General features: G+C 70.0%; 6 protein-coding genes. 4 read left to right on the top strand and 2 right to left on the bottom strand.

Annotated elements, in window-relative coordinates:
• Positions 1-31: 31 nt before the first annotated feature.
• On the top strand, positions 32-1417 hold the full coding sequence (locus OG230_RS25105; RefSeq protein ID WP_328905985.1) for an L-serine ammonia-lyase: 1386 nt from the start codon (positions 32-34) through the stop codon (positions 1415-1417).
• Positions 1418-1491: 74 nt separating this feature from the next.
• On the opposite strand, the gene OG230_RS25100 is transcribed toward OG230_RS25105, so the two are convergent.
• The gene (locus OG230_RS25100; protein WP_328911522.1) at positions 1492-4281 is read right to left on the bottom strand and encodes a M4 family metallopeptidase; all 2790 of its coding nucleotides are present in this window, start codon (positions 4279-4281) and stop codon (positions 1492-1494) included.
• A gap of 372 nt (positions 4282-4653) precedes the next feature.
• Here OG230_RS25100 and OG230_RS25095 point away from each other — a divergent pair, with 372 nt between their 5' ends.
• The 3 genes from OG230_RS25095 to OG230_RS25085 all read left to right on the top strand — a co-directional run bounded on the left by OG230_RS25095 (position 4654) and on the right by OG230_RS25085 (position 11568).
• Entirely contained in the window at positions 4654-7191 is a 2538-nt protein-coding gene (locus OG230_RS25095) for a S8 family serine peptidase (protein WP_328905984.1), read from the top strand.
• Positions 7192-7193: 2 nt separating this feature from the next.
• Positions 7194-10115: an FG-GAP-like repeat-containing protein gene (locus OG230_RS25090; protein WP_328905983.1), complete on the top strand. Its 2922-nt coding sequence runs from the start codon at positions 7194-7196 to the stop codon at positions 10113-10115.
• A 508-nt stretch (positions 10116-10623) separates the two neighbouring features.
• Positions 10624-11568: a terpene synthase family protein gene (locus OG230_RS25085; protein WP_443051368.1), complete on the top strand. Its 945-nt coding sequence runs from the start codon at positions 10624-10626 to the stop codon at positions 11566-11568.
• Between the two features lie 24 nt (positions 11569-11592).
• On the opposite strand, the gene OG230_RS25080 is transcribed toward OG230_RS25085, so the two are convergent.
• On the bottom strand, positions 11593-12876 hold the full coding sequence (locus OG230_RS25080; protein WP_328905982.1) for a PucR family transcriptional regulator: 1284 nt from the start codon (positions 12874-12876) through the stop codon (positions 11593-11595).
• Positions 12877-12903 lie beyond the last annotated feature (27 nt).

The following is a 12903-nucleotide window of genomic DNA, read 5'->3' as shown; positions in this document are numbered from 1 at the left end:
GGCGTCTACCAACCCCTTTAGGAGTTCTCCCGTGGCCATCTCGGTCTTCGACCTCTTCTCGGTCGGCATCGGCCCGTCCAGCTCCCACACCGTCGGCCCGATGCGTGCGGCCCGTATGTTCGCCCGCCGCCTGAAGAACGAGGGCCTGCTGGCCCACACCGCTTCGATACGGGCCGAGCTGTACGGTTCGCTGGGCGCCACCGGCCACGGCCACGGCACCCCCAAGGCCGTCCTGCTCGGTCTGGAGGGCGAGTCGCCCCGCACGGTCGACGTCGAGGGCGCCGACGCGCGCGTCGAGGAGATCCGCTCCTCCGGGCGCATCAACCTCCTCGGCATGCACGAGATCCCCTTCGACACCGACGAGCAGCTGGTCCTGCACCGCCGCAAGGCACTGCCGTACCACGCCAACGGGATGACGATCTTCGCGTACGACTCCGAGGGCGCCACGCTCCTGGAGAAGACGTACTACTCGGTCGGCGGCGGCTTCGTCGTCGACGAGGACGCGGTGGCTGGAGAGAACCCGATCGTCCCGGACGACACCGTGCTCAAGCACCCCTTCCGCACCGGTGACGAGCTGCTCCGCCTGGCCCGGGAGACCGGCCTCTCGATCTCCTCCCTGATGCTGGAGAACGAGAAGGCGTGGCGCACCGAGGCCGAGATCCGCTCCGGCCTCCTGGACATCTGGCGCGTCATGCAGGCGTGCGTGGCCCGCGGCATGGCCACCGAGGGCATCCTGCCCGGCGGCCTGAAGGTCCGCCGCCGCGCCGCGAACTCGGCCCGCCAGCTGCGGGCCGAGGGCGACCCGCAGGCCCACGCGATGGAGTGGATCACCCTCTACGCCATGGCGGTCAACGAGGAGAACGCCGCGGGCGGCCGTGTCGTCACCGCTCCGACCAACGGCGCGGCCGGCATCATCCCCGCCGTCCTGCACTACTACATGAACTTCGCGGCCGGCGGCTGCACCGATGCCGAGAAGGACGACAGCGTCGTCCGCTTCCTGCTGGCCGCCGGTGCCATCGGCATGCTGTTCAAGGAGAACGCCTCCATCTCCGGCGCCGAGGTCGGCTGCCAGGGCGAGGTCGGCTCCGCCTGCTCCATGGCGGCGGGCGCCCTCGCCGAGGTGCTCGGCGGCTCGGCCGAGCAGGTGGAGAACGCCGCCGAGATCGGCATGGAGCACAACCTGGGTCTGACCTGCGACCCGGTGGGCGGACTCGTCCAGATCCCCTGCATCGAGCGCAACGGCATGGCGGCGGTCAAGGCCGTCACCGCGGCCAAGATGGCGCTGCGGGGCGACGGCACCCACAAGGTCTCCCTCGACAAGGTCATCAAGACCATGAAGGAGACCGGCGCCGACATGAGCGTGAAGTACAAGGAGACCGCGCGCGGCGGCCTCGCGGTGAACATCATCGAGTGCTGAGGTTCTAGGCCCTCATGACGACGGCCGGGCTCCCCCTCCGGGAGCCCGGCCGTCGCCGTGTTCGAGCGATCAGGTCAGCACGTGCCGGCCGGACGGTCCCGCTTCACGAGGTCCGTGGAGCCGGTGGTGCCGTCCAGCCAGAGGACGCGCTTGCCCTCGTCCGCGGCGGCGTACACCTGGTCGCCCCGGTTGCAGGAGACGCGCTGGGCGCCGCCCTTGCCGTCGGGTGCCACCTGGTACAGCTTCGGCAGGGTGTCGTTGGACCAGGACGTGGCCGGCGGCAGGACGGTGACGTTCACCGCGTCGTCCGAGGCGGTCAGGGAGTAGGCGTACAGGGAACCGTCGCCGGCCTCCGGGGTGACCGTGACGGGGTTCGAGCCGTCGAGGTCCGCGCGCCGCACCGATGCCTGGCCGGTGTCGGTGCCGTCGTTGTCCTCGATCCAGAAGACACCGTCGTCGGTGATCGCGGTCTGGCCGATGCTCCACACCTTGGTGCTGTCGATGGGCATCAGCGTCTTGGCGCCGGTCGCCCCGTCGAAGACCTCGACACCGATCTTGGTGAAACCGTCCTCACCGGGCCACACCTTGGCGTAGGCGATCTTCCCGTCCTTTATGGAGGGCAGACCTGAGACATGGTAGGGACGACCGCCGTCGACCAGATCGGTCTCACCGGTCTTCATGTTGACGTACCGGACGTTCGTGACGCCGAACTGCGGGTTGACCGCGGTGTAGGCGACGTAGTCGCCGTCCACGGTGAGTCCGGAGACGTCGCTGCCGATGGCACTGACCACCTTCGCGAGGCCGCCCTTGACCGGGCGCGCCATGATGAGGATGCCGTTGCTGCTGTACTGGGCCCACACAACGGTCTCGCCGTCGGTGTCCGCGTAGACGTTGTAGTCACCGTTGTTGGAGCTCATCAGCTGGGGCGTGCCCTTGCCGGAGGTGTTGCCCAGCCACACCGAGTACGGCTCGCTGCCGTCCTCGTTGGACTTGGAGACGGCGTACTTGCCGCCGCCCGCGCCCACGCCGGTACCGCCGACGTTGACCTTGCCCTGGAGAAGGTCGGTGTCGACGCCGAGCGCCTTCTCCCAGCCGGGCACGATGCCGTGCGCGTCGAACGACTTCTTCACGACGCCCAGCTGGGCCTTGGTTGCGCCCAGTTCCTGCGCGGCGGCGACGACCGCGGCGCGGCCCTCGGTGAAGCCGTCCAGGGGGGTCATGTACGCGGACAGGGCGCGGTAGACGACCTTGTCGGCGAGCTCGGCGCCGAGGTCCTGGCGCAGGTCCCACAGAGCGCCGGAGAAGATCGTGGAGTTGAGGTGCACACCGCCGTTGTCACCGCGGTAGGTGACGCCGATGAAGTCCTTCGAGGTGGTGGCGCCGTCGTTGAGGTCGCGCAGCGCGCACTCGCGCGGGCTGAGCGTCCTGCACAGGTCCTCGCCGAGCAGGCCGGAGTCCGGGTCGTCCATCGAGCCGCCGCCGGCTTCGAGGTCGATGGCGTTGCCGAAGTAGTCGGCGATCGCCTCGTTCATGGCGCCGGACTGGCCGACGTAGACCAGGTTCGCGGTGTGCTCGACGACGCCGTGGGTCATCTCGTGGCCGACCACGTCGGTGTCCGCGGAGAACGTGCGGTACTCGCCGCCGCCCTGCCCGTACACCATCTTCTGGCCGTCCCAGAAGGCGTTGTTGAACGGCTGACCGTTGTTGACCACCCCGACCAGGGAGTACATGTAGCCGTCTTTGCCGTCGAGGCTGTTCCGGTCGAACTTCGACTTGTAGAAGTCGTAGACCTTGCCGGCCGCCCAGTGGGCGTCGATCGCGCCGGCGTCGGTGAGGTCCTGGCCGAGCTCGGGTGTGGCCGGCTGGAACGGCTTGATGCCGGTGGGCCAGCGGCCGGACGCGCTGGCGGCCTCGCGGCCCCGGGCGTCGTAGGTGGTCAGCATGGGGCCGATATAGGGCGAATCGGCGGTCCGCTTGCTGTAGTCGATCATGTTGTAGACGCCCTTGGTGTCCTTGTACAGGTTCACCTCGGTCTTCTCGCCGTTGTAGCGGACGCCGGAGCCCTTGACGACGAGCTCGTCGGCGGCCGTGACGACCGGCTCGTCCGCCGTGCCCGCCTCACCGGCCGCGCCGGCCTGGGTGTCCGTGGCACCGAACGTCTTGATCGAGCTGTACTGCATCAGCGGGAAGCCGGAGTGCGCGTCGACGTACACCTCCTGCTTCACCGGCGCACCGTCGACCGGGCTGACGCCGGTGACGGTGATGTGCCGGGTGAGCACGCCGGCACCCTGCGGAAGAATCGTCAGACCCTGCTCGCTGCCGCTGAGCTCGGCCTGGCCGGGCTTCTCTCCCTCGGCCGGGCGCCGCAGCGGGGCACCCTGGCCCAGCTGCGAGTGGACGGCGCCGACGGCCCGCGCGATCGCGGTCTCCTCGGAGACCTTCGCCTCGACCGTGTCGAGCTTCAGCTCGGTGAAGTACTTGCCGGAGGTGCCGGTGACGGTGCGCTTGCCGTCCTTCTTCTCCATCCGGACGATGTACTCGCCGCCCAGGACCGAGATGCCCTTGTACGTCTGCCGCAGGCGCACCGTCTCACGGCCGCCCGCGTTCTCGGTGCCGACGGTCGCGAGGTCCTTCGCCGGGTCGGCGACGTGGTAGCGGCCCTTCCTGGCCTTGAGGTGACCGCGCGCGGCGTCGGCGGCGCTGCCCGTGGCGGCGACCTCCTCGTGCAGGCCGGTGACGAGTGCGGGCGTGTCCGTCTCGGTGCCCGGGGTCACCTCGGACGTGGCGGCCGGGGCGCCGGTTTCGGCGTGGGCGGCCGGCATCGCCGTCACCACGAGGCCCGCGGCGGCAATCACGGCCGCCAGTCCCTGACCGACCGCTATGGCGCCGGACCGACGGGCCTCGCCCGCCGTCCCCCCTGCTCGTGATGCTCTCCTGCGCGCTGAAGTCCGCACGGTGCTCCTTCGGTGCCATCGGTACGTGAACGGATATCGGATGCCGACATGCAAGTACCGGTGCAGGGGAGCAAACAATGAGTTCCGGATGCCCACTTGTGGTTTTGCCCACTTGTGTTGCCGATCGGGCGGGCCGATGCGGGCAGGGCGCCGACTCATGCCCAAATGCCCCCAGCTCGGGCGATTTCACCGGTCGCCGACGCTCCACGGCGCCCAGTAATAGCCGAGTAACGGCAGGTGTCTAGCGTCCGAACTCCGTACCGTTCCCGGAGGAGCACCTAGATGCACCTGCCCCGATCGCCCCGGCGCCAACGTGCCGCATGGGCGGCGGCTGCCCTCACCGCGACCACCCTGCTGATCGGCCCGCTGCCCGCGGCCGTCGCAGCGCCCGCGGCTGACGCGCCTTCCCCGAAGATCGACTCGTCCCTGCTCAAGGCCGTGGACGGAGGCGGCGAGACCTCGTTCTTCGTCGTCCTCAAGGACCAGGCCGACCTGTCCGCCGCCAAGGCCGAGCCCGCGCACGCCAAGGCGAAGTCGGCGTACAAGGAACTGCGCGCCAAGGCCGCGGACAGCCAGCGCTCGCTCAACACCTTCCTCGACAAGAAGAAGGTCGGCCACCAGGACTTCTGGATCGCCAACGCCGTCTACGTCACCGGTGACGAGCAGCTCGTCGACGAGCTCGCGAAGCGCTCGGACGTGGCGAAGATCGTCAAGGAGCAGCACTACACGCTCGACGAGGTCGAGAGCGCGGACAGCGGGACCGAGGCCGCCGAAGTCACCGACGAGGCCACGCCCGAGTGGGGCGTCAAGGACATCAAGGCCGACCAGGTCTGGTCCGAGTACAACAACCGCGGCGAGGGCATCGTCATCGCCAACGTCGACTCGGGTGTGCAGTTCGACCACCCGGACCTCGTCGGCAACTACCGTGGCAACAACGGCGACGGCAGCTTCACCCACGACTACAACTTCTACGACCCGACCGGCGAGTGCGGCACCAGCGGCCTCCCGTGCGACAACAACGGCCACGGCACCCACACCATGGGCACGATGGTCGCCGCGAACGGCATCGGCGTCGCGCCGAACGCGACGTGGATCGCCGCGAAGGGCTGCGAGACGTCCTCCTGCTCCGACGCGTCACTGCTGTCGGCCGGTCAGTGGATCCTCGCGCCGACCGACCGCAACGGTGAGAACCCGCGTCCCGACCTGGCCCCCGACATCGTCAACAACTCCTGGGGCGGCGGCAACACGACGTTCTACCAGGACATCGTCGAGGCATGGAACGCGGCCGGTATCTTCGAGGCGTTCGCCGCGGGCAACGACGGCGACGGCGTGACCTGTTCCACCACGAAGGCCCCGGGTGCGCAGGCGCCCGCCTACGGCGTCGGCGCGTACGACTCCACGGGCAAGATCGCCAACTTCTCCGGCTTCGGCCCGTCGCTGGTCGACGGTTCGGCGAAGCCGAACATCTCGGCCCCCGGCGTGAACATCCGCTCGACGTGGCCCGGCAGCACGTACAAGGCCATCAACGGTACGTCGATGGCGACGCCGCACGTCGCGGGCGCCGTGGCCCTGCTGTGGTCCTCGGCTCCCGCCCTCATCGGTGACATCGACGGCACCCGCGCGCTGCTCAACGAGGGCGCGACGGACGTCGACGACACGCACTGCGGCGGCACCGCCGGTATGAACAACGTGTGGGGCGAGGGCAAGCTCGACATCCTCAACACCGTCAACAAGGCCCCGCACACCGCGGGCACCGTGACCGGCAAGGTCACCGACAAGGCCACCGGTTCCGCGGTGTCCGGCGTCACCGTGAAGGTGAGCGGTACCGACACCGACCGCACCACGACCACCCGCGCGGACGGCTCCTACCGGCTGACGCTGGCCGCGGGCACGTACGACATCTCGTACGGCGGCTACGGCTACGCCATGGGCTCGGTCAAGGGCCTCGAACTCGCCGCCGGCCAGGACCTCGCGCAGGACGTCACGCTCGACGCCGTGCCGATGCACCCCGTGACCGGCACCGTCCTCGACGTCACCGGCAAGCCGCTCGCCAAGGCCACCGTCGAGGTCGACGGCGTCCCGGTGCCCGAGGTCACCACGGACGCCTCCGGCCGCTTCACCCTGCCAAAGGTCGCCGAGGGCTCCTACTCGATGACCACGACGCCCACCGCCCCCGTGCTGTGCAACGGCGTGGACACCACCGCGCTCACGGTCGACGGCGACGAGTCGATGACCGTCCGCCTGCCCGCCCGCACCGACCGGTCCGGCAACAGCTGCACCCCGGGTGCGTACGCCTGGGTCAAGGGCGCCGACAAGGTCGCCCTCAGCGGTGACGAGGACGCGAAGACCATCGCGCTCCCCTTCCCGGTGAAGCTGTACGGCGTCTCGTACTCCAGCGCCGCCGTGACCACGAACGGCATGATCAACTTCCTGGCGCCGCGCGTCGGCGACTACACCAACACCGCCCTGCCGTCGACGGCGAAGCCCGACGGCTTCGTCGCCCCGTTCTGGGACGACCTGACGCTGGACAAGAAGTCGAGCGTGCAGACGGCCACCACCGGCAAGGCCGGCAGCCGCACCTACGCGGTCGTCTGGAACAACGCCCTCCTCGCCGACGGCTCCTCGAACCGCGTCACCTTCGAGGCGGTCTTCGACGAGGCCACCGGCGCGATCACCTTCCAGTACCAGACCGTCCCGGGCAACGGTGGCAAGGCCACCGTCGGCATCGAGAACCAGTCCGGTTCCGACGCCCTCGAGTACTCCTTCAACCAGTCGGTGCTGACGAATGGTTCCGCCATTCGCATCGCCCAGGGAGCCTAGTGATGAGAGCCACCACTTCCCGGCGGGCCCTGCGGCTCGCCTCCGGCCTGGTCGCGGCCGGCCTCGCCCTGACGGCGGCGCCGCACGCGCTCGCCGCCGGTGACGACGACGGGTCGGCGATGAAGCTGACCAGCCAGCAGGCCGAGACACTGGCCGAGCGTCTGCAGGTCGACGTCTACGGCGACAACCAGAAGTCCATCAACGCCGGTGACCAGGACGGCGACACGGCCGACAGCGGTTCGTCCGACGAGGCCGACGCCCCGATCTCCGGGACCACCGCGGCGGCCCCGGTCACCTTCACCAACAAGTCCTCCCTGGAGGGCGTCCGCGGTGTCGGCGCGACCGTCCCCGCCGGCTCCGACGGCAGCTACTTCACCCTGCACAGCCTCGGCAACGTGCAGCTGCACAAGGCCGACGGCACCACGGCCTGGGCGCGCACCAACACGTCCCTGTACGCGGACTGGCAGGTCAAGCCGCTGCGGGTGTGGCAGTCCGAGCCGTACCCGGCGCGCATCCTGATGGGCTACAACGCGGTCAGCCCGTTCTCGGCCTCCTCCGACCAGGGCTTCGACACCGCCGACCTGACCGGCGACGGCACTCCCGACCTCGTCTTCTCGGCGAGCGTCGGCAGCTCGCCCTACCGGCCGTTCACCTCGCCCGGCTCCTCGCTGCCCACGGGCACGTTCGTGACGGTCCTCGACGGCAAGAGCGGCAAGATGCTCTGGTCGAAGGTCTACTCGCAGGCCACCGCGGTCAAGGTCGTCGACGGCACGCTGCTCGTCGCCAACACCCCCGCGTACAACCAGAACGCCCCGGCGGCCGAGACGGCCACGCTCAGCGGGATCCGCTTCTCGTACGCCGACGGCGCGCTGACCCCGGCGTCGACGTGGACGTACGACACCCAGCAGACCGAGGGCTCCTGGGGCGCACTGGAGTCCGTCGGTGACGGCAGGCTCGCGGCCTCGTGGAACCTCCGGAAGACGGAGACGACGCCGGGAAGCAGCCGCACCCTCGTGATGGACGCGGCCGACGGGTCCGTCGCCTGGCAGACCGACAGCGCCCTGTACAGCCGCCAGCTGCACCTGGACGCCACCCGCAACCGCCTCGTCGCCCTGGAGCAGACCGACTCCACGGACGGCGTGCGCTACGAGATCGCCTCGTACGCCCTGGGCGGCGGCGCGCGCGCCACGCTGGACGGCCGGTCCAACGCCCTGGCCACGGCCATGACGGTCGGTGACCTGCGGGGCGACGCGAAGACCGAGTACGTGGTCGCCGAGTCCACCTTCGACCCCGGCCTCTACGTGAACGCGAGCACGGTCCGGGTCCTCGACGGCACCAGCCCGGACACCGCCCTCTGGTCGCACACCGTCAAGCGGGATGCCGACAACGCCAGTGACGGCGCCAGCACCTGGCGTCTGGACGTGACGGCCGGCCGCCTCGTCGCGTCCGCGCAGAGCGACAAGCTCCTGGGCACGGCCGACAACTCCGGCGGTGGCCGGCTGGCCAGGCTGACCGTGTTCAACGGCGACGGTGACGTGCGCTGGGAACACGAGGACAACTCGGTCTCGCCGATGTTCCAGCAGCTGTTCAGCGACAAGAGCGGCGCGCACGTCCGGGTCGTCGACCTGGAGCAGAACGTCCGCGACTTCGACCTGGGCAAGGGCACGCAGCAGCGTCTGACGCCGCTCCAGGGCGACCTGTCGTACGCCAAGGCGCTCGACGTCGACGGCGACAAGAAGCCCGACGTCGTCGCCGGCGGCACGTCGCGCGGCGTGTGGGCCTACTCCGGCGCCTCGCTGCTCGGCGGTACGCCGCAGAAGCTGTGGCAGGCCACGGTCCCCGGCCAGGTGCACGCCATCGAGACCGGCGACGTGACCGGCGACAGCAACCCCGAGGTCGTCGTCGCCGCGGACACCGCGACCGTCGTCCTCGACGGGCGCACCGGGAAGGTCCTGAGCACCATCGACGGCGGCGGCGCCTACGTCCGCTCGGTCACCGTGGCCGACGTCGACGGCAAGGGCAAGGCCGAGATCCTCGTCCCGACCGACGCGCTGCGCGCCTACCAGGGCTCCGGCAAGAAGGTGTGGACGTACGCGGCGCCCGCGAGCGCAGGTGACGTGGTCTTCTCCGACACGGCGGTCGGCGACGGCCAGGTCTACGCCCAGTACACCAGCGTCGGCGCGCTGAACCTCGACTCCGCCGTCGTCGACGGCGTCGCGCTCAACGGCGCCAACGGCACCGTCCGCTGGACGGCGGCCCCCAAGGCCCCCTCCCAGTCCGTCGACGGGAAGCTGTACGGCGCGCTGCTCGACCACGGCGTCTTCGCCTCGTCGAAGATCCCCTATGCGGACGGGCACGCGGTCGCCTACACCTGGATCGTGTCGGCCGCGCCGGACTTCAGCTCGACGGAAGCCGCGAGCGCGACAGTCATCGTGGAGATCCGCGACGGCCGCACCGGCGAGTTGCTGCACCAGAAGCAGACCGGTAGCCCCTGGTCGCACGGCAGCTTCTTCACCGGTGACGACAGCGACGGTCTGCTCGCCACGAGCTTCGGCACCATCCGGGTCTTCGGCTCCGACGGCCAGGACGGCAAGGGCTCGACCTCCGCACCGCTGCGCACCACCCAGTTCATCACCGGTCCCGGCGGCCGGAAGCTGCTGGCCGGTGGCATGGAGGGCGGCGTGGGGGCGTGGGACCCGTCGATCCTGACCAGCGGGGGCTCCTTCAGCAGCTCGCTCGGCTCGGGCAGCGCCTCGGGGGGCCGCGAGTACCTCGCGGTCGACCTCGACGGTGACGGCGCGGAGGAGATGATCTCGCTCAACTTCGACATCAACGGTTACGACCGCATGTCCCAGCAACTGGGCGGCCGCGTCCTCAGCCCGAACAACGCCATCCACCAGATGACCACGTTCAAGCTCTCCTGACGCACACCGCTTCAGCCACCCCGACCGCCCTGACGGGAGCCGGCACGACACCCGGCTCCCGTCAGGGCTTTTGCGTCGAGCGGCTCGAAGGCCCAACTCCGTTTGCAGTCCCAGCGGTTCACCGATTGCTCAGAAACGTTCAGGTGTTCCTGGCGATCACGCAATTTCGGTCACAAACCGCTTCCTTCGGCCGCCGACAAAGGGTTCACTAGGTGTCACGCATGGTGACGTGCGCGGTCCCGACGGCTCGCGCATACGGATCCGATGCCCCGGACGCCCGGCGGAGGGAAGTGGACCGCATGACCGTCTCACCTCGTACGGTGACCCTCTGGCCAGGGCTGACGGACCGGGAGCACCCTCGCGCCGATGAGCCGACGCCGATGCGTGAATTCGATCAATTCCCCGTTCGTATCGTTCATCCGCATCGTCTCGACGAGGGGCACCAATGAGCCAGATTGTGTTGCCGGCGTTTCATATGCCGTTCCAGAGCGCAGGGTGCAATCCAGGCATGGAGGAAACGCGGAAGGCCGCCTGGGAGTGGGCGGAATCGAATGATCTCCTGCTGTCTCCGGTGGCCAGGAAGAAGATGGTGCGGACACGGCCGGAACTCTGGATTTCCCTCATCTTTCCGTCCGCCTCGCAGAAGCATCTCGATCTCTTCTGCCAGTGGCTGTTCTGGGCCTTCCTGGTGGACGACGAGTTCGACGACGGTCCGGCCGGACGCGATCCGCAGATGTGCGAGGAGGCGATCGCCCGGCTGGTGGACGTACTGGACGGGGCGGTGCCGCACGGCCCCATGGAGCGTGCGCTCGACGGACTGCGGTGGCGCACCTGTCAGGACCGGTCCCAGCGCTGGATCCGGCAGTTCCGCCGGGACACCGTCGCCTGGCTCTGGACCTACTACGCGGAGGCCGTCGAGCGGGCCGCGGGACAGGTGCCGAGCCGGGTCGACTTCGTGAAGCACCGCCGGGACTCGGTGGCGATGCAGCCCTTCCTGGACCTGCACGAGATCACCGCGGGAATCGATCTCCCGGATTCCGCGCGCAGCCTTCCGGCGTATATCGCCCTGCGCAACGCGGTGACCGATCATTCGGGTCTCTGCAATGACATCTGCTCCTTCGAGAAGGAGGCCCTGCTCGGTTACGAGCACAACGCCGTCCGGCTCATTCAGCGGGACCGCAGGTGCACACTCCAGGAAGCGGTGGACGAGGCCGGAATTCAGCTGGCCCGTATCGCCGAGCGCGTACAGCGGGCCGAAAAAGAACTTGCCGAGGAAATATACGCGGCGGGTATAGACGGCCGGACCAGAGCGGCCCTGGAGCGCTGCGTCCAGGACTATCGCGGGCTCGTGCGGGGCGACTTCGACTACCACGCCCGCGCGGAGCGCTACACCCGCCCCGATCTGCTGGAGGTCGACGAACGGGAAGCGATGTCCGGGTACTTCGCCGCCTGACGCCCCTGGAGGGGCGTCCGCTCCTCAGCCCGAGCAGTCGCTGTCGGGCGGCTGTTCGTCGCCGGAGCGCGCGAGTGGCAGGGCACGCAGGGCCAGCGCCCACCCCAGCCGGTCCTCACCCGACTCCGCCGATCTGCCGGTGAGTTCGGCGATCCGGCCGATGCGGTTGAGGACCGTGTTGCGGTGGCAGTAGAGGAGTTCGGCGGCCCGCGCCGCCGAGCAGCCGTGGTCAAGCCAGACGCGCAGGGTGCTGAGCAGTGCGTCGCGTTCGGCTGCCGTGTCCAGCACCGCGCCGAGGTAGGTGGAGACGATGCGGTCGGCGATCTCGTGCCGGCCGACGAGCAGGACCTCGGTCAGCCGGTCGTCGAACGCGGCGGCACCGCCGCTCCCGGCCGGCAGCGTACGGAGGGTCTGTTCGGCCAGCCGCAGCGCGTGCCCCGCCTGCGCCAGCCGGTCGAACTCCGGCGACACCCCGGCGGTCGCCCCGGTGCGGTCGCGGAGCAGCCGGACCAGCAGCCCGGACTCGTCCGCCGCCAGCCGCACGATGCCCGCGTACCGCCCCGACCTCGGCCGCCAGAACGACCAGAACCCGTGCTCCTCCAGGACGGGCCCGGGGTCGGGCGGGGCGGCCGGGTCCTGGGCGGCGACCACGATGACGTACCGGTCGGTGAGCGGCACACCGAGGGCGGCGGCCGCCGCCGCCGCGACGGCCGGGTCGGCCCCGCGCCCGTCGAGCAGCGCCTCGAAGAGGGCGACGCGACGGGTGTCCTGGCGGCCCTGCATCTCCAGCTGGGTCAGCCGGTACGACTCGGCCATGACCAGGGAGTAGCGGTCGATGGTCTCCCACACCGCACCCGCCATATCGAGTTCGACGTCCCTGCGGTCGGGAAGACCGGGCCGGCTCCGCCGGGAGTCCGCCTCGCGTCCGGCGCGCGCCCGCAGGTGCTCCGCCATGACCTGCCACATCACCCGGCCGCCGCGGCGGTATGCCTGGAGCACCGTGTCCAGCGGGACGTTCTGCTCCGCGCGGCGCCGCCCGGTCTCCCGCGCGGCCTGCTCGAAGTCGCCCCCGGTGGGCGGCAGTCCGCCGAAGTCCTCCAGCGCGCGCAGCAGGTTGTCGCGGCAGATCTCCAGCAGATCGCGCCTGCTGACGGGGGCGCCCGAGGCGTAGGTGGCGCTGTGCGCGTGGATGTCGTCGACGACCCTGCGGGTCAGCTCGTCGATCTCCGGGACGAGGGCCGTGGCCAGCGCGCGGCGCAGCTCGGTGCCGTCCCCGGCCCGGGAGGCCGTTCCTGGGTTCTCCGCCATGGAGGCAGGTTAGGCGGATGCCGCACG

The organism is Streptomyces sp. NBC_00234 (assembly GCF_036195325.1).
In the GTDB taxonomy this organism is placed as follows: domain Bacteria; phylum Actinomycetota; class Actinomycetes; order Streptomycetales; family Streptomycetaceae; genus Streptomyces.
The sequence above is the reverse complement of the archived record's forward strand: the minus strand, read 5'-3'. Positions and strand labels throughout refer to the sequence as shown.